Source organism: Ningiella algicola, assembly GCF_028401415.2.
Lineage (GTDB): Bacteria > Pseudomonadota > Gammaproteobacteria > Enterobacterales > Alteromonadaceae > Glaciecola.
Genome location: NZ_CP171821.2, coordinates 1680846 through 1700273, shown reverse-complemented (window position 1 = coordinate 1700273; position 19428 = coordinate 1680846). Strand labels below are relative to the sequence as shown.

Here is a 19428-nt window from a genome sequence, read left to right as displayed (position 1 = left end):
AACTACTTCCGTTTAATTATTTTTGCGAGCTTTTTAACCGCGCGAATCACAAATACATGTATTTGGTTAATTGCGTTTCTAGTGTTCGACAACCAAACGCTGCCGGGTTTAGGGCGAAACGTTGATGCGGAGTCTGCATATAAATAAGATTTAGCCACGGAATCAATCTCTACCATGTGTCGATTAGCTTTTGCAAACTCAGTCACTTTGGCAAAGTAATCGGCTGAGCACAAGCTTTCAATATCACTTGAGTCGGGAACTTCAAAGCCAATCTGGTGAAAGTACTCAGAAGAATAGGAGGTACTAGGGCATGCGAATGGTATCGCATTAAATATATATTTTTGGGCTTTTGTGGGGGGTTTAAAGTTATGTCCGTATTTATCCAGTTTAGTATCAATTGCGCCAACGCAGCTTTGCAGTTGTTTTGCTTGCTCCTGTTCGCTCCATTGCGTGAGTCTATGTCCACTTAGCAGCAACGATGCTTCATTTTCCCACTCTTCAGAGTAATCGATACCTGCTTCATCTAGCTCTTGCTGGATTTGATGTCGGTAGAATTCATATTTTTCTAAGTCCGTTAGGATGCAAAAACCATTTTCAGCGAGCTTAGGAAGTTTCGCAAGATACATGATCAAACTGGGAACGTATTCCAGATGTCCAATCCAAAGGACTTGACCAGATGTTTGCTCGACTGAACGATTTGATTCATATTTTAGATGATGATTTACAAAGAACAGGCGAGCATCTTCCACATTAAATATGGGTTGGGTGCGAGTATTGTGCACGCAGAAGGCATCAAAGTATTTAAAATGCTCTCGATACATAATCTCACGCCAAGGATGGTCAAATATATCCACTGGAAAATAAATAAGCTTGCTGCCGCGCGCCTTTTGCTTCTGTAGCCAGCTTACGCTTGGCATCACTTTAATGACATAAACGACGTCAACATCCAATAGCGATTCATAATGTTTAAACAATTCCACGTTTATGTTTTGTGTTTGCATGTATTGTGCAACGTCACGCCCCACCCACTCAGTAGAGGGTAAGCCTACCATTGGTCCAATTGCATAACGTTTAGCTGACATCATGTTCTTCCTGTACAGAGGCAAGGCTGACAGCACTTAATAGAGGTTTGAGGGCAGCCTCCCAGGAATATTCGTTTACGATCCTTTCGTTTGCGCACTTTCCTAGCGTCTGTCGTCGCGCATCATCTTGAGACAGTTGAATAAGCGCACTGGAAAAGTCATCAATTGAATCTGCAATAATCACATCCTTATCGGTTTCGTGAAATATCCCTTCAATACCCAGCTTAGTGCTTACCACAGCCAAGCCGCATGACATCGCCTGGAGCACTTTATTTTGAACACCTCTAGCAGTTTGAAACGGAGCAACGAAAATATGTGCTCTATCAAAATAGGGCATAATGTCGTCCACAAAACCTGTCACTTCAATCCCGTCCAATTTTTCTAAACGCTGTATGCTCGGAACCGGGTTCATTCCTGCAATAGTAAAGCGAGCGTTCGGCACAGCATCTTTCACTCTAGCCCAGCAGTTATCTACAAACCAGTGCACGCTTTCTACATTTGGCTTGTAATCCATGACGCCGACAAATACGAGTTCAATAATATGGTTTGCCTTGTTTGGACAATGCGCAAATTCAGATACGTCTACCCCATTGCCCAATACACCTATATTGGAATGTTTGTCAGCTAAGGTGTCTTTTGTTTGCGATTCTAATATCCGTTTCTCCTCCTGCGCGATCACGAAACATCTAGCTAGGTATGCGACACTTTTGTCTTCAAGTTCGCTAATCAGTTTGGCTTCGCGAGAGTAAACATAGCGCATAAGCACGTTCGCATTTTTTGCATATTGTCGCCACTTGTCCGAATCGACGTCCATAAAATCGCTCATGCAAATAGCTTTTTGATGAAGTTTGAGCTGAAAAATATAGCTATTTAATGAGGAGGCGCATGTATACACGATGTCAAAGTCTTCAACATGCCGAAGCAAGAACGCTGACAAATCCTTTGCATAAAAATTAGCGCTACTGATTGATTCATTTTTAAACAACGCGCGTGCAATTCGCAAAATTTTATGGGGCAGTTTGAAAGTGTGTACTGCTATGCTGAGCCGCTTAGCTAATGCTAAAACGTGTTCCTTATCTTGTTCGCTTTCTATAGGGGCAGCAACCGTGACGCTATGGCCATGATTTACTAATGCTTCTATTTGATAGAAGGTCCGCAGCTTTTCACCTTTGTTTGGTGGAAAGGGTACGCGATGTGATACTACGAGAATATTTGCCAAGGTTTACGGTTTCCTCGGTGCTGGATGATGCTTCACGAGTTGCATTATTTTTTAGCAGCCTCAATACTTCGACGGGTGGATATACTCGCTTTCGTAACACCTTGCTTAGGTTGCACATTTTCCATGTCAGCGTTTTTCTCCGCAGCCTCTGCCTTTAAGTAAAACAAATTATAAGCAATTGAGCAGTATAGAATACACCAATACAACATCTCACCGCGTAAGCGATTAAGGAAGGTCATCGTCACAATAAAGCCTAAGAAGGCACACTGAATTGCAATTACTTTATAATATTGAGGCAGCTTGTTTTGCTCTTTCAAACGTTTTGCAGCCCGTCTTGACGTAATTAAGCTGTAATACACAACCCCGATGAGCATTAGTAAGCCAAGGTAGCCAATTTCAGTGAGCGCTTCAAACCATGTGCTGTGTACTGCTCTGTTTCGACTGGCGCCAGTGGCGACAGACTCAGGGACATACACGGGGGAGTAAAAAATAAAGGCACTTGATCCTTTGCCAAAGGGATGATCTTTTGCCATATCCCAAGCGCCGGCCCAAAACTTAAATCGTGTAGCGCCAGTCTCTGTTGTGGTTTGCTCCATATTTTGAGACTGCGTAAGCATGGTTGTCATTCTTTGCCAAAAGGCACTATCAGTCACAGATACAGCGCCAATAAGGCCAAAAATGGTGAGGAACACAACGCTCATCCGCTGATTTTTCTTGCGCATTTTCGAGAAGTATAAATAGTACAAAAAACCTGATACCGATACCGCTACGCCCAAAAATGCACCGCGGCTACCAAGCTGTACAAGCGCATTTGCCATAAATGCACCTAAAATTGTCAGAATGACCCGATTTAGAAACTTAGGATTGACCCAGAAATAATACAAGCAAAGGACAAGTGCAGGTGCAATTGCTGCGGCGACGCCATTCGCATCGGGCGAATCTACCATGCCAGCGCCTTGGAACCGTCCAGAACTGGTTCTACCAAATTGACTGACGTAATACCCCAAGTATCCGGCAAATACCATGTAGCCCCAGAGAATGTAGTCTAGTTCACGTTCCGTTCTCACTAATTTATAAACAACTGTGACGAGAATGGCCACCGTCACCAGATAGTCGAGCGCCATGATCTGTCGGTCAGGAAAGACGGCACTTGGTGTCACAAGGGCGTAAAGCAACACCATGATATATAAAAACCAAAATTGAGGGACTTTGTGGATTTTATTTTCTTTGAGACTGCTCCATTTATAAGCGCAGATAATCAGCAGCGTCAATACAATGTAAAATGAGAATCGAATATCCGGAATGTGCGTTCCCCACCATTTCGTGGCAGGATTAAAAAAGTAGTAGGCTTGGTAAAGCACAAAAATAAAAATCGCACTGATGCGTATCGAATTAACGATGCATACTAAAAATGAAAAATAGAAAAATAGAAAAATAATGCGCTTATCATTTAAATCATGTGCCTTTAGAGATTCAATTCGTCCATGTTTTCTAGTTTTGTCGTCCTGACAGCGCTCGGTATATTTCACCAAATGCAATATTCATCTGAGAAGCAGAAAACTTTTTTCTAAATAGTTGAATAGCTTTTTTACCCATACCTTCTCTTATATCCTCATTAACGGCGAGTTTCCCTATCGCATTAGCGAGTTTCTTGCTGTCACCGCTGGGGATTACTATACCATTGTAATCATGCTCAATCACTTCGGGGTTTCCGCCCACATCAGTCACAATGCATGGCTTCGCATCTCTCATTGCTTCTAAGAGGGTCATTGATGTGCCTTCGCTAAACGAAGTAAGTAAGAAAACGTCCATCGCATGCAAGTAGTCAAATGGTGCACTTATGTAGCCAGTCATTGTGACATGCCCGTCTAAGTTTAATGCTTCAATTTTTTGCTCGATTGTTTGTCGATGCTCGCCATCGCCCACCAGTAAAAAGTGAGCCTTCACCCCCGTTTGCAGCGCTAGATGCAGCCCCTCAAGCATCATTAAATGATTCTTAATTGGGTCGAAACGGGCAATGGTGCCAAGAATAAGCGTGTCTGAGTCAATATTCAGACTGTTGCGAATATTGCATTTAAGTTCAGGATTTTGTTCACTTATTCCATTATAAATGACTTGAGTATAAGGCAGTGGAATGTACTCGAATTCTTGCAGGGCATTGGCAGTGGCTTTTGATATAGCTGTTATCTTAGCGGTGAAGAAGCGCAAAATAGGATTGATAAATCGACGCTTAGGAGAGCGTATATCAGGATAAAAACGCCCATGCTCAGTAAAAATGATCTTTGTATGTAACCCTAAGCAGGCTATTGTGCCGTAAAACCAAGGAGTATATTGATGACAATGCAGTACATCGATTTCGTTTTGCTTCACAAACTGGCGAATCATCTTAATTGCTTGAAGGTCAAATCCCGGTTGCCGGGAGTACTCTCCTACCGTTAAACCATCTTGCTTTAATGCTATACCCCAAGGACCTAATGGCGTCTCAAGACAAAAAAGGCTCATATCAAATTCGGCGTTATCGCTGCCTTCAATGATATTTTTAATCACCATTTCGGCGCCGCCTATGCGCATGTCGTAAGTGAGGTGGCAAACTTTTATCATGCTGAAACTTCGCCTTTTTGCGCATAAGAGTCGTGTTGGTCGTTAAGCATATAACGCTGCCACCACAACTCGAACATCAACATCGACCAAAGCAGATTAGAATGATCGGCTTGGTTGCTTTGATGTTGCTGCCATAGGCGTTCAATTTCAGCTTGCTTAAAAAATTGTGTTAGCCCTTTTGGAGTGTTGACAAGATAGCGTTCAGCAAGGCCTTTTAGCTCCGCTCGAAACCAAGAAGCAAGCGGCACTGAAAAGCCCATTTTTTTTCGATAAAGAATGTCATCGGGTAGTAAGTGTTTAAAAGCCTCTTTTAATAGATACTTTTTTTCACCGTCTTTAAACTTTAATTCAGATGGCATGGTGGCAGCGAATTCAATCATCTCTTTGTCTAACAGCGGTGCTCGCACTTCCAACGAGTTTGCCATACTCATTCTATCCACCTTGACCAAAATACCTCCAGGCAAATAGGTTTTCATATCGGTGTACAGTATTCTGGATAGATGATCTTTGCCTTTCGCACTTTCATAGGCACGCAGCGTATTTTCACTTGGGTGATAAGCGCCAAGCGCATCTGCAAACTCAGGTTTGACTAAGTTTTGCCACTGGTGATCTTTGATTTGTGAGTTAGTGAGATAAAAGCCCATAGCAGGGGAGACGCTTAAGCTACTGAAAAGTGAATGTGCTTTACGTAGAACCCTGTTTTCAAATCGACTGAATATCTTTGTTAGGCTTGGGAATACATGCGTGCGCATCCATAAAGGAAACTTTTCACGTAGCCGGTTCTCAATATCATCTGTGTTATATTTTTGGTAGCCTGCAAATACTTCGTCCCCGCCATCCCCAGCAATCGCAACTGTCACGGCTTGTCGTGCAAGTTCGGATACATAGAAGGTCGGCACTAATGAAGGGTCTGCAAAGGGCTCATCAAAAAAGGCCACAATGTCTTCTAATGTATCGCTGACATTTTGACTCACCATAAATTCATGGTGATCAGTGTTGTATTGATTTGCGACGCTTTGCGCAAACTCGGCTTCATTGAACTTGTCGTCGTCAAAAGCGATGGTGCAAGTGGTAACGCGATCTTTCTCGTTCTTTCGGTTTGTATCAGAGCTATGCTGCTGATTTTGCATCTCTTTTGCCATCATCGCGACGACGCCGCTAGAATCTACACCGCCACTTAAAAACGCACCAAGTGGAACATCACTTAACATCCGCCGTTTGGTGCATGCCTGCGCCAAGTCTTGCAACTGGGTTTTGAATTCAGCTTCAGATTGATTGCTTTGTGCAGAGAAGTCCACATCCCAGTATTGTTCAATACTGATTTCGCCCGCTTTATAAAGCAGAAAGTGGCCTGGTCGAAGTTTATGTATGTGTTTGAATATGCTTTTGGGATCCGGGATATACTGATAGGCAAAGAAATCATATACCGCATCTGAACGGATCTCTTTTGGCACATCGGGTAAACAGAGCAAGGATTTAATTTCAGATGCAAAGGCAAAGCGGTTTTCATACGACAAAAAATAAAGAGGCTTTTTACCGATTCGGTCGCGCGCTATAAATAGCGACTGGGCTTGTTTATCCCATAGCGCAAAAGCAAACATGCCATTGAGTTTTTCTAGGCATTTTATGCCCATTTTCTGATACAAATGAAGAATAACTTCGGTATCCGTGCTGGACACAAATGAGCTTCCTTGCGCCTCTAATTCGGTTCGAAGTTCTGGGAAGTTATAAATTTCACCGTTGAAAACGATCACGCATTGCTCATCTTGAGAGAACATCGGCTGATTGCCTGATTCCGACAAGTCCAAGATGCTTAAACGACGATGACAAAGCCCAATATGCTCATCAAGGTATTCGCCATTAGCATCAGGACCTCGATGCCGAATGGCATTACCCATTGCAAGCAAATGTTCTTTACTTAAATTTGGGTATTCATGGGTTGAGAAACCAGCAATGCCGCACATGTTTTCCTTCCTATAGACTAATGTGTTTGCGTAAGTGTGGACCAATCGTATTGGATACCGCCAAAGGTAGACGCTTCCAGATTCTCTCAACAATGATTCTGCCTTTTCCTTTCGTGTCATTGCTGGCTTGTAGCTTATTGCCGCTTGAATATGATACCCACTCTAGCGCCTGCGCTTTGCAGCCCCATTGCTTTTTGAAGTTAAAGGTACCTTCACCCACAGTTGAACGCCCAAAATCAAAATTACTAGCACCGATTTTAACCGCTTCACTTAAGACTGACCAATACAACAGCATATTGGGAGCCAAGCGATTATATTCAGCTAAAGTTGATGCCCAAGGAATCACTGCGCGCTGGCCACAGGCCAATACTAAAGCAGCACCTACCGCTTTTCCCTCAAAGCGTACAAGTGAAATAAACGCCCTATCTTTATAAGCTTCAAGTACTTCTTCATACCATGCAAACGAATGAACAGGAGAGCCTAAATTGCGCATATTACTTGAGATAATGTTATAAAATTCTTCACGTTCATTGCTGCCTTGAGGATAGTGAGACACCTCTGCAACTAAGCCATTTTTTTCAGCTTTTCTAATTTGGCTGCGAAGTTTTGATTTAAATTGCGCCATAAGCCCGTCTGATGAATCTGGAAGCGAGAGCATCATTCGCACTTTTTTGCCAGGGAGGGTGTCTTGCACCTCAACTAAGCTACGTGACGATGAGCGTAGCTCAATGTTACTGATGCGAGATGCCTTTGCAAAATCTAAAGCATGCTCAGTCAAACATATGCTAATTTCCTCAGAGTCTGCAACTGGGCCGCCAACATCGCAATAGGGAAGGGCACACAGTAGTTTTTGTAAATTCAGCGACCGCATTTCCACGAGCGGCAGAATACCAACGGTGCTGCCGTCTCTTTGTGCAATAAAGTAATGGCAAATGTATCCATATGCCGCTTCAACCGCCTGACCCCATGCAAAAAGATGGTAAGCAGTCGCATGATCGCTTTGCATCGCATATGCATCCCACTCAGGGGCACGGTTTTGATCAATTTTGTGAACGGTAATATTCGGCATTGCCTTAATTCGCCGTGTTTAGCGCAAGCAGACGCTCAAAGAGCCCGAGATATTCCGTTGCCATTCGCTTTGCAGAGTACTGCTGCGTGACATGTTTTGATGCATTTTCAGCCAATTTCGAGGCAGTGTCCTTATCGTCAAGAAGTGTTGTCCAATATTTAGTTAAACTGGATTTATCATGTAACTCGGCTAACAGACCTGTTTGATTATGCGTAATTAGCTGATCAATACCAGCGATGTTATATGCGGCAACCGGAATGCCCATTGCGCATGCTTCCATTAAGCATCTTGGAATACCTTCTAAAGTCGAGGTCATCACGAAGAGGTCGAAGCTGCGCAGATAGTCGAGGCGGTCATCTCGGTAACCTAAGAAATGAATGTTGCTTTTGCTTGTCAATGTGTTCGAATATTGCTCCAAGCTCGCGCGCTCGTCTCCATCGCCCAATAGAATGAGTTCTACATCGCTGCGAGAACTGGCGATTGCTTCAAATATATCCAAGATATCGATGATGTTTTTGCGGCTGATCATTTGACCAATGAATCCAATGCGCAGTTTTTCGCTAGCGATTTTAGCAGGCGCATGTTTCACTTTTTCTACTTCACTTAAATCGACGCCATTTTGAATGTATTCAAGCTTTGGTGCTTTGATCCCATATTTTTTAACGTCTTTCATCAATTGCGGAGAAAGGGGAACCACTTTGTCTGCAAAACGCATTGATTGGCATCCTAAATAAATAAACGCTCTTAGTTTAAAATCCTCGGCGTTTTCGAATCCATGCGGGGTGACCACGACAGGGATCTTTGCCCGTTTTGCCGCCAATATTCCTAGTATGTCTGACTTGTAGCCGTGGGTATGAATGATATCGATTTTTTTGCGTTTGATAATATCAGCCAGTTTCCCTACCACAGAAAAGTCGAATTTATGAGACATCGGTACTTCGAAGGTATCGCCACCGTCGCGCTTAAATTCTTTTACCAACTCTAAGTCTTTTGAGTTTTCTTCAAGGGTAACGGCTAAGGAATGCTTTGCATCGTTTGCTGGCGTGTTTCTACAAAGTGCCAAAATCCAGCGTTCAGCACCATAGAAGCCTGTGGAACAGATAAATTGTAATATATGCGGTTTAGTCATGTATCGGCGTTCATTTGTTGGTGTTGTCTGCGAAGTAAATGGGCTTTGTAAGTTTAACCTGTCGAAAACCTTAGGTTCTCGAACGCAACGCGCCACGAATTGTGCCTATTGTACGCGCTGGGAAATACAATAGATAGAATGCAAAAATATACCTAAGGCTAGGGTTTCCATAAGTGATTCTTCGCAAACGTATGCCATATGCCAACAAAATGCTGAAAAACACAAGCAAACATACAATAGCTAAATCGATTAGGCCAAACACAGAGCACACTATGGCTAAGATAAACGACAGGCAGAATGCGGGTGGCACGATAAAACTTGGCCACTCACTGATGGGAATCTTCCTTCCTTTCAAGGAGTCAATATTTGATAAACCTCTCCAGACTTCCTTTTTGGCCATTGGCCAAAGCTTCTTGTCTTCACCCAAATGAATATAGTCTGCAACAGATGAGTAATAAAGGTGTCCAAGCGCGGCGACGCGCTGAGTAAAGACATAGTCTTCGCAAGTCTCTAAGGACTCGGGAAAACCTCCCGATTGGTTAAAAGTATGTCTGCTCAGCAACAAATTACGACCGGGTAGAAACTCAACATTGCAGTTTATGTGAGCATTACTTAATGCTGTTCTTAGCATTTCTAAGGGACTGGGTCTCTCGCTTGCTTTTTGAACTGCACTAACGAGCCTAAAATCATCATGCTGCTCTAAAAGTGTGAGCATAGCGTTTACCCAATTCGGTGATAAATAAATGTCAGCATCTAGAAATGCAAGGTATTCGCCGCTTGACTGCTGAACACCAAAGTTACGCTGAAATGAGATGGTTTTATCTAGCGGCGCTTGAAAAACCCTAATACTTAACGGTGAACCCTCTCTATTTTCCGCTTCCTCATTATTTGTTTCAGGCTTTATCGTATCGGGCGCAAGAGAGGGGTTCTTAGTAACAATGATAACCTCAAGTTGAGTCAGATCGCAGGATTGCCTGCTAATTGACAGTAGCGTATCGGCTAACAGTTCTTCGCGTCCCATATGCGGAATAATAAAGCTGACTTTTTTACTCACGGTTGGCCTACCCATTTTCGAAGTTTAGGTATTCTGCGCGCGATACTTCGGCGTTCATTCTTCAATGAATAGTTCCTGATAAATCTAGCGATACGTTTAATTAAGCTGCGTTTTAAAGCACCTTCGTCATAGCGTGTGTCATCAAGGATAATGTTAAACTCTTTAGGCTTTCGATTTGCTAGTTGCACGCCACCATAACTTTGCATCATCAGTACTAATAATCGCGTGTACTCACTTTCGTCACTGTTTTCTAGGCGTTCTACTATTTGCCTATGTAAGGCTTGCGATTTTTCGCGATATTCTCGAGCCTTGTTCTCATTTACAAACCAGCTTCCAATACCGAGCAGCTGTACTTTGCGAATATCTTGAGCCGTCCATGTGTCGTTCGCATACTCAAGTTTATCCGCTTGATCTAAATATAGTTTTTCGTGCTGTAGAATATAATCAATATAGTGAAGAAAGGTCGAAAGGATCGTTTGCGCTGCGGGACGCGATAGCTTCATTGCGCCCAAGATATAGAGATATTTTGCGACAGCCTGAAGAAAAACAGTATAAAACCAAGTCCCTTCAATATCGTCAAATCGGCCGTCGCTTAGTTTATCGTCACTATCAATGGTGCAAACTATCACCCTTTCAGCTTCGCTCAAATAATGCTCGTCGAGCGATACGTCGTAAGCATCTAATAAAACATTGAGATAATTTCCAGTGCCTCTGTCAAGCGGATATTGATTGGTAATTGAATTTCGCGTTGTGCCAGTCCCAGTGCCTAGCAATAGCTTATTTTTGAACGGTACTTTCACATATTGGGCGTTTTTTAACTGCAGTAGCTTTCCTAACAAACTTCCATCACTCTCATAGATGTTAGCCATCCATTGCGCCATGTTTAACACGGTTTCTTTTGCTCGTCTGTCAGCTGTTAAAAAATATGACAGTGCTAATCCGCTTGGGTAGCAGTGATGAGGGCCTGGGCCGCCGCTGCCAGCATGGTTTGAGTAAACGCCGCTGGCTTGATATTTAGAATAGGTTCGATGAGTTGCCGTGCAGGCCTGCACGTAATGGTCGGTATGCCAGAAAAGCCCATTGTTGTAGTCAGGCTTGTCAAGCTCAGTGCGGTAAATATCAATGTTTAAGGTATGGTCGAGCAAATCATCTGCAAGTGACTTCCATGATATTTCTCCTGACAGCATAAACTGCTTGTAAAAGCTGTATAAAGGGTCATATTGATTATTGTAGTGCGATATAAAGGGTAGTTTCCCGTCAAATTTATGTGCCTCATGGTCGGCATAAATATCGCCATAATTACGCCAGCCAAATTCATCTAATGCCTCGCGCTTGGCAAAAAAGTTTGATTCTCCATCTAAGCCTTTGTTGATCATATTTTGAAGGTCGTCTTGCAATAAATATTGATCGAACCAAGGTAGCACTTTGGCGTCGCAAAAGTGCTCGGTATTTAATTTGACTGGCGGCACCTTAGCGCTAAGTTCACTATTGCCAATACCTAAAAGCAAACGATGAGATTTTGTCTCTCCTGCTTGAAGCTCTAGGATAGTGCCTGTTTGCATGTACTGAAGGTTGGCAGAAGTAGCTTTATTGCTTGCTTGAATTAGGTCTAACGCGCTGGGAAACTTTTCCCAGAAGTGAACAGGCAATATGATAAGACTATTGTTTTCTGCTTGTTCGCTTCCTCCAAACTTAAGTGCGGGTGATGCCCTACCACAATCGTAAGACCTTTTTTCAGCCTTATCCGTGATGGTCAGTGCAGCACTTGGGTCTTCAAGCCTAACTTTATTATCAGCTTCAACGTGATTGGCGCAGTTCCAGTTCTCGCCGCCGCTGCTGTGCTGCGTAAGATGAGCACTTTCAAAACCTGAATACGCTTTATCATCCAATATCAGTGTTTGATGCTCAACACCTTCAATTCTGCCATCAATTGATAAATGCTTTAATTGAATGCTGTTTAAGTCCCCTAAATCCCATTTTCCGCTATGCTCATGCACAGCAAGTGGGTTGTGTATAGAAAAATGAAGGTCAACAACGTTCTCTTTCGTCCAAATCGTGACTTCAGCCTTCAAATTGATTCGTTTTGTCATTGTTCCTGACGAGCCGGCATTGTCATTACTGTCGCTCGAACTAGGAATCAGCACATAATGCGCGTATTGCTCTATTTTATGACAATTTGCAGCATTTTGGTTTTGGTGATTGGCTATGGATGTATTTACCGATTCAAGTTGCCAATTTGCAGCATTTACTTCGGTCTGAGGCGCATTATTATCGCCATCGATATCGCCATCGTTTTGTGCCAAAAGACTCAAGATGTCAGCATGAACATCCGACAAAGCTAAACAAAAATTTGAATGGATGGGTTTATCGGCCAAAGAACGAAAGCTAAGGCTCATAAAGCGATGTTTGGCTATGTTCAGCTCGCCGTAAGCGAGTGAGATATCAACACCGTCTTTTGATTCTATCAGTGACTGATTGCTAGTTTGCGACGAAATCTCTGTCTGAACAAGGAAGTAATCACCGCACAAAGCGCCAGGTGACAAGCTAATCTCCACCGAAACCCATCGAATGGTGCCATTGGGCCAAAAGCCTACAGCTTCAATGTTAGCGCTGATTCGATTTTGCTGTGCATCTACAACGGCTAATTGAGTATCGACGCTAAGCTTTTGGGACTGCGGTACAGGGAAGCCGAAATTAAACGAATGCCATTTAGTGATGTCAGCAGGTAGGGAGAAGATGCAAAGAGAAAATGTTTTCAAATCAGCAATATGACCATGTCGAGCGTGCTTTGCAGTATACCCAGAGACTTGACTATTTTCCATTCAAGAGTCTCGTCATCGCAGCACTTTTATTGATGACTTTTGCGTGAATAACATAAGTAAGCACATACACTACCGTCATTATAAGCAAAAAGGCGGGAATAGGGGGTAATGACAGACCTGACTCAATCAACAGAACCACTAGCGCAACAACGAAAAAGTGATGTAAAAGATAGATTGTATAGGATGCGTTTGAGAGCTTGCTTAAAATTACATTGTTTTGCACCACTAGCCTGCTAAAGACGCTCCAAATAAACAAGCACAATACAAGAATTCTCAGCGCCTCAAGATAGCTCACCACCACTTTTTCTATGTTGTTGTTATCGAAAGGGTGAAAATATAGCACGGCACTGGTCACCAGCAATGCAGTTAACCAAAGGTAAGTCTGTTTTTCGATAATCGACAATAGATCTTTAAAGGAAAATATCCAAGCGCCAACAAAGAAAAATATTGAATAGTAGACTAGATAATATGGCATCCCGACAATAAAGAACGTTTCATAGATAGGAAGGCCAGCTTGGCCAATAGCTAATACCAGAGTATTGAGCATGGGGAGAGCAAGCATTCCCAGTATTAGACAGAGACTTTTGTTGTGACGATATATGCTAAGCCTCGCTAAAGCGTCTTTGAACAAGGCATGGGTCAGCCAAGCTGCTGGCAACAGAAAACAGCAATAAATAAACAAATTGATCAGAAACCACAGATGGGATATTGAAAAATGTCCTTGCCAATGTGACAGGATATTTTCAAGGTCAAAGCCTTCGTAGCTTTGGCTGAAATAAGTAAGCACCAGCGCTTGAAGCATGTTAAAGGTGAATAATACCACAACGCATGGAAGTAAAAGCCTCAGCACCCTATTTCTAAGATATTGGGCACTGGACATGCGTTCGATTAGCATTAAGCTGAAAAAACCGGCAATCATAAAGAATAGCGGCATTCTAAAGCTATGAATGCTTGCATTAAGGTAATCTAAAAAGAGTGACGAATTGGAATAGCTTACTAACCAGTATTTTGATTGAGTGAATGGCGCAGCCGAATGCAACACCACGCCAAGGAGCATCAAGATAGCGCGCAAGCTATCTAGGTAATATAAGCGACTGTTCAAGCGCTTCACCTGTGCACATCCTATTAACCCAAGACGACAGCAATTTGTACCCTGCGTGGTTAAGGTGAATGCCATCCCCGACATAAAAGTGGCTAGATGCAATTTTATCTAAAGGTACTAGTTTGACCTTTTCTGATTCAGCATAGCTTTCGACCAACCAGCGATTAAAACTATCAAACTCTGCATGGCTTTTGGCTCGACTAGGTGAATACTTCACTAATAATACATACACCTGCGAAACGCTCGACGCTAACAAGTCGTTAATGAGGGCGCTGGTGTTGTCGCGCAGAGTGTCTGTGTCCACGCTTTGATACAGGTCGTTTTCGCCTACATACACCACAACGCGCTTAGGACTTTGAGGGCTCAAGCTAAGATATTGCTTTGCATGCGACACCATGCCATTTTCAAAACCGCGTTTTGCAGCAGGCAGACAACGCGGCATTTGCTGCGTGGGCCACCGGGCAATAGTTGAGCTTCCCACGAGCAGGGTTGATTGCCCTTGTGTTGATTGATAATCATCCAGAAGATAGCGAAGCAATAGGCGGTTGTTTCGCTCGCTGAGCCACAACGAAGCAAGAGCAAAGCCTATGCACGCTAATATGAGTACGATATAGCGTTTTTTACTCATGCTCTAGTCCGACTCAGGTGCATCAAAGCTCAAACTTTGATGGTTTTTTATGCGATTTTTAAGCTTGCGCAAACTAGACTCTAATTTAAGCGCAACAGTAGGCCGCTGAAATGAAACGCGATAAAACTGGTCGTGGCAAGTAGACAAGCTATCTTTATACTTTTCTCCACCCCCCATAAAATCGTAGCTTTGCATACCATTGTCGAGGTACTCTTGAATACACAGTGCGTGCCCGACTAAACCCGGTTTGGCTTTGTTATCGCTTTCGTATTGCAATGCGCTCAGATAAAAATAAACGCGTTGTTGGTAAATAAAGTTGTAGAAATACGCTATTGCATCTTCATTTACACTGACCTGTATAACATCCACATTCCCACTTTCAAAACTTTCACGGATGATGAGTTTGTGAAAATTGACGAAATGCGGGTTAGCAAAGCCACTTTCTTGATAACCCTCGCCCCACCGCTCAATGTGCAGCGGTGCTATTTTATCAAACATAGCCAAGGCGTCATTCACAGTGCTAGCATGCTTTATGCGCAGGTCGCCGCGTTTTTTATAAAAGTTGATACTTCGCCTTATCTGAGAGCGAGAGTTTTTAGAAAGTGACGCTAAGTAATCGTTCTGTGAGTGTCGAAGCGCGCTTAAGTCTAAATGGTGTGCGCGAGTTTTCCATGTCACGTATGGCTGTAGACCTAAGACTTTTTGCCATTTCATTACAGTGGCAGAATCGCTTACACCTAGGGCAAACTCATTCCAATTTAGCTCATTGTGTATCGCGTTTAACATTGTGCTGAGAGTGTCATCTCGAAAGCTGTCGTGAACAAGGAAATCGTTGTACTCAATCCATTGTTGGTCATAGTTACCGATACCCGCTTCATTCAGTAAAATTTGTTTAATAGAAAAAAAACGGTTTCGCCGAAATGATTTTTCACATAAAAACCCCAAGCCAAGCGTTTGCTCACCTTTAAAAGCTCTTATAAGAATAGGCGATATAGGAAAGGTTTTAAGCCACGCCGATATCCAATGCCAAGATAAGAAAAAGCGATGGGTCGAGACTTGCTCCAGCGTTTGCCATTGCCTTGCGAGTATATCAAGGTTGAATTCCCGTTGAATTTCAACCTTGATAGTCTGATTGCTCACCGATTTAATTTTTGGTGTTCTCGGGGTGGTGCACTAAAAAGCTACCAATGGCTAAATAATCAAGCTTCCCTTGCAAGAAAGCGCGCACCGCATCTTCCACCGAGCATACAATAGGCTCTTCATGCATATTGAAACTTGTGTTAATTAAACTTGGGATACCGCTTATTTTGTGATATTCGGACAAAATGTCGTAATACCCTTCGTTTACCTCACGTCTTATCAACTGCGGACGAGCAGTGCCATCAATGTGCACAGCAGCCGGACAGTCTTGCTTCATTTTGTCAGTGCAATCGAAGGTAATTGTCATAAATTCAGCTGCATGTTCTGCGCCTTTAACATTCAAATAACACTCATCTGCGTGCTCAAACAAAGTGACTGGCGCGAAGGGCATAAACTCAGTTCGTCCTAAGCGTTTGTTTAACCATTGGTTTACTTCCGGCTCCCGGCCATGGTACATAATTGAGCGATTGCCCAAGGCTCTGGGGCCATATTCCATGCGGCCGCTGTATCGAGCCACTACATTGCCATTATGAATAAGTTGCGCCACCTTAGCTGCGTAGTCTTCGGGTTGCGTGTACGCAAGACCTTCTTTTTCTAAGGTTTGCTTTATTTCGTCGTCGCTATAGTCAGGGCCATAGTATGCGTTAGATATTGTTGGCTCTACGCCTTTACTACTTAAATAGAGCGCCGCGCCGGTCCCACACCCACCGTCACCCATATTTGGATATACAAATATATGGTTTACGCCATCAACTTCAAAAATACGCTGGTTGAGTTTAACGTTTGCAGTAACACCGCCGGATAACACCACCGTGTCAATCCCGGTTTTTTGAACCCAATAGCTCACAAACTCACTTGCCACGAGCTCAAGTGTTTTTTGATAGGCTGCAGCAACGTCAATCTTCGGAAACTCAGAAGCTAATAAGCGTGATAAATATATGTTGTTTGCTTGGTATATTTTAAAATCGCCGTCTTTTTGCTCGATTCGGCTCATCAGCAGGGGAGTTAGAATGTCGGGGTCACCGTAGCTCGCTAAACCGACAATCTTACCTTCGTGACGGGAAGGCTTAAAACCAAGACTTGAAGTCACGTGCTCGTACATAGTGCCTAATGAACTTGGATATTCAATTCCATGCAAGCGCTTAATTTTTCCGTTTTTAGCAAGGCTAACAGAGCCCGCGAGGCCGGTACCGTAGCCATCTAAAGTGATACAGAGCGCTTCATCATATCCACTGCAAAGATACGCATTGGCTGCATGAGACAGGTGATGGTCGATTCTAACCAGCTTATCTTCTAAACCTAATTTCTTCAGACCATCTAGTAACTGTTTTTGATAAGCGAAATGACCTTCTTCTGCCACCTCAGCCCAGGATTGTGAACCATCAATAGCGGCTTTTTTGGAGAGCGAATCGCTCTTTGATGTCATGTTATAGTAAGTCTTGTGTAAGATGCTTTTATCCATTTTCTCATTAGGATTATCTAGGCCATGGATAGCTTCTTTGCGGTTAGGAACTCGCTTTTTAGCATCTTTAATGGCGCTTGCCACGTCTGGCGCATCAAAAGCATTAATGAAATCGCGCTCATTTTTCAGATTCTTAGTGAATATTTCTTTTTCTTTTTCTGCATCTAAGAACGCGTAGGCAACCCTATCGATATCGGATACCGACAATCCGGTGTAGTCGAGCGCCTTTTCAATAGCAAAATGTGGAAATCCATCTTGCTGCTTGTTACGCGAAAAGCGTTCTTCACCAGCCGCAAATAGTACCTTGCCATCCTTGACAATTGAAACTGTGGCGTCTTTGTCTAATGGGGATATTCCCAAAACAATCATTTTACATCTCCGTCATCTTGTATATTTGTGCCGGCGTGCTTGCACGTCCGTTCATGTCATTAAAAAAGAAATCAAAAAAGCGCTTAAATGCGTCTAAATATCGCGCTTGGTCTGCATCGCTTTGTACATATTCGGTAAATCCCGGCACAACGGTTGGACTATGGAAGCTCCAGGTGAATACTCGCTGTCCTTTATTATATAGGTGTTTCGCAAGCCGAATATGTTCATCTGAAGTATATCCCTCAGGCGATAGAATCAACCTATCTAATAAATTTAACCTTGAGAGTATACCCGGCACTTTCAGTGCCTCTAAACGTTTAGCTGCATCGAAAGCTTGCGGTGCCATGCTGGCCAGCGCGCCAGTAAATGCGCCTGTAATGGGGATACCCAATATATTGCTATCGGGAAATTGAAAAATATCTGAAGTGCAGTGAGAGTAATCGGGCCCACCATCGGCGCTATGATTTACAGGCGGGCAAAAAGACAAGTCGACATTAAAGCCTAGCGCTTTAATTGTATTGAGCGTATTTGTGCCAAAGCCGTAGCGACCCGCCTTGTAACTAGTAGGTTTACGCCCGAAACTGGTTTCAATTTGATTCACAAGCGATTGCAATTTATCAAACTCAATCTCTTTGTCGAGATTTCCAGGGTACATATTGGAAACGGAGAGCGTTTCTGTCATTGGAGGGGTTACCCAGGGGTGTAGATGGGCGCCAATTTCACATTGTTGTTTATCCGCATAGGCACGCAGTATTTCGATTGAATCTCGTTGAGATGCAATCGGGTAATCGATAACGTAACAGGGAGAGAGTCCAAAATCAGTACAGATATTATGCGTGAGGTCTAAACTGTGCATATGTGAAACGCTTGTTTCATTGCGATTGGGAGGTGCGCTCCAGTCAAACTCCTCTTCGGTGTCAACAACGACGATAAGCAAAGGGCGATCGTCTTCAAGCTTCAATTTGACGCTGTCTGCCTGCTGCATTGTCTGCATCTGTTGTGAACTCCCTGTACCAGAATAAAAGAGGATGATAATCTAATCGACGGCGGTGAATAAATCAACAAAATACGCTTATTCCACGGGAGTAATTGCTGATATGCTCTATGCTCGAACTGTGGGGGATCAGCGCGCAAACAAACGAGCGATTAGCCCGAGAATTACCTATATCAAAACGCATAAGTCAATAGGCTGTAAATCGACAATGAAAAGCATAATAAAAAAAGTAGTCTATTTCATTTCACTCATCATAGTACTGCCAGCAATCCTTACATTTTTTCTCCTTCGTATATTTGATGAAGATGGAGCGCTGAGTGCGCATAGTCAATTTTTGAGTGTGTTGCCGGGTAAAATAGGGTGTTACTTGCGAAGCGCTTTTTACTCAATAGCGTTAGCGCGATTCGATAGCACTGTAGTTTTGAGTTTTGCTACTTTGCTTTCGCATATGGATACGGATATTGAACAAGGCGTATATATTGGCCCACAAAGCAATATCGGGAAATGTAAAATTGGAAAAGATACGCTCATCGGAAGCGGCGTTCATATATTAAGTGGCAAACAACAGCATAACTTTGAGGACTTGACTAAACCCATTAGAGAACAAGGAGGTGTGTTTGAAAAAATTCAAATTGGCACCAACTGTTGGATTGGTAATAACGCAGTGGTGATGTCAAATGTGGGTGAAAACAGCATTATTGCTGCAGGTTCGGTGGTGGTGAATGAGGTTCCCGCTCAATCCATTGTTGCTGGTAATCCGGCAAAGGTGATAAAAACGAGAACCTAAGTAAAG

General features: G+C 43.1%; 15 protein-coding genes. 1 reads left to right on the top strand and 14 read right to left on the bottom strand.

Translation table 11 applies throughout. The features are described from left to right. Positions 1-2: 2 nt before the first annotated feature. The 14 genes from PN836_RS07460 to PN836_RS07395 form a co-directional block, all read right to left on the bottom strand. A complete protein-coding gene (locus PN836_RS07460; protein ID WP_395344617.1) occupies positions 3-1085 on the bottom strand; it encodes a hypothetical protein in 1083 nt (360 codons plus the stop codon). Beyond that, entirely contained in the window at positions 1072-2301 is a 1230-nt protein-coding gene (locus PN836_RS07455; protein ID WP_395344616.1) for a glycosyltransferase, read from the bottom strand. The genes PN836_RS07460 and PN836_RS07455 overlap by 14 nt, the downstream gene beginning before the upstream one ends. A 44-nt stretch (positions 2302-2345) precedes the next feature. Further along, positions 2346-3830: an O-antigen ligase family protein gene (locus PN836_RS07450; protein WP_395345527.1), complete on the bottom strand. Its 1485-nt coding sequence runs from the start codon at positions 3828-3830 to the stop codon at positions 2346-2348. Continuing rightward, a complete protein-coding gene (locus PN836_RS07445; protein WP_395344615.1) occupies positions 3793-4902 on the bottom strand; it encodes a glycosyltransferase in 1110 nt (369 codons plus the stop codon). Before PN836_RS07445 ends, PN836_RS07450 begins: the two co-directional genes overlap by 38 nt. Beyond that, on the bottom strand, positions 4899-6866 hold the full coding sequence (gene asnB, locus PN836_RS07440) for an asparagine synthase (glutamine-hydrolyzing) (RefSeq protein WP_395344614.1): 1968 nt from the start codon (positions 6864-6866) through the stop codon (positions 4899-4901). The genes PN836_RS07445 and asnB overlap by 4 nt, the downstream gene beginning before the upstream one ends. A 10-nt stretch (positions 6867-6876) precedes the next feature. Beyond that, entirely contained in the window at positions 6877-7935 is a 1059-nt protein-coding gene (locus tag PN836_RS07435; protein WP_395344613.1) for a FemAB family XrtA/PEP-CTERM system-associated protein, read from the bottom strand. A gap of 4 nt (positions 7936-7939) precedes the next feature. Next, positions 7940-9064: a glycosyltransferase gene (locus tag PN836_RS07430; RefSeq protein WP_395344612.1), complete on the bottom strand. Its 1125-nt coding sequence runs from the start codon at positions 9062-9064 to the stop codon at positions 7940-7942. A gap of 70 nt (positions 9065-9134) precedes the next feature. Beyond that, positions 9135-10118 (bottom strand): glycosyltransferase, encoded by a 984-nt coding sequence (locus PN836_RS07425; protein ID WP_395344611.1) that lies wholly within the window; start codon positions 10116-10118, stop codon positions 9135-9137. Then, positions 10115-12940, bottom strand: a complete 2826-nt coding sequence (locus PN836_RS07420; RefSeq protein ID WP_395344610.1) for a hypothetical protein — start codon at positions 12938-12940, stop codon at positions 10115-10117. Before PN836_RS07420 ends, PN836_RS07425 begins: the two co-directional genes overlap by 4 nt. Next, on the bottom strand, positions 12930-14042 hold the full coding sequence (locus tag PN836_RS07415) for an acyltransferase family protein (RefSeq protein ID WP_395344609.1): 1113 nt from the start codon (positions 14040-14042) through the stop codon (positions 12930-12932). The genes PN836_RS07420 and PN836_RS07415 overlap by 11 nt, the downstream gene beginning before the upstream one ends. Further along, positions 14014-14670 carry a GDSL-type esterase/lipase family protein gene (locus tag PN836_RS07410; protein WP_395344608.1) on the bottom strand — a complete coding sequence of 219 codons (657 nt, stop codon included), beginning with the start codon at positions 14668-14670 and terminating at the stop codon, positions 14014-14016. The genes PN836_RS07415 and PN836_RS07410 overlap by 29 nt, the downstream gene beginning before the upstream one ends. A 3-nt stretch (positions 14671-14673) precedes the next feature. Then, a complete protein-coding gene (locus PN836_RS07405; protein WP_395344607.1) occupies positions 14674-15810 on the bottom strand; it encodes a GNAT family N-acetyltransferase in 1137 nt (378 codons plus the stop codon). A gap of 4 nt (positions 15811-15814) precedes the next feature. Then, the gene (locus PN836_RS07400; protein ID WP_395344606.1) at positions 15815-17641 is read right to left on the bottom strand and encodes a carbamoyltransferase; all 1827 of its coding nucleotides are present in this window, start codon (positions 17639-17641) and stop codon (positions 15815-15817) included. A gap of 1 nt (position 17642) precedes the next feature. Next, entirely contained in the window at positions 17643-18635 is a 993-nt protein-coding gene (locus tag PN836_RS07395; RefSeq protein WP_395344605.1) for a polysaccharide deacetylase family protein, read from the bottom strand. 208 nt (positions 18636-18843) lie between these two features. Between PN836_RS07395 and PN836_RS07390 the strand changes: the two genes are divergently transcribed. Continuing rightward, the gene (locus tag PN836_RS07390) at positions 18844-19422 is read left to right on the top strand and encodes an acyltransferase (protein ID WP_395344604.1); all 579 of its coding nucleotides are present in this window, start codon (positions 18844-18846) and stop codon (positions 19420-19422) included. Positions 19423-19428 lie beyond the last annotated feature (6 nt).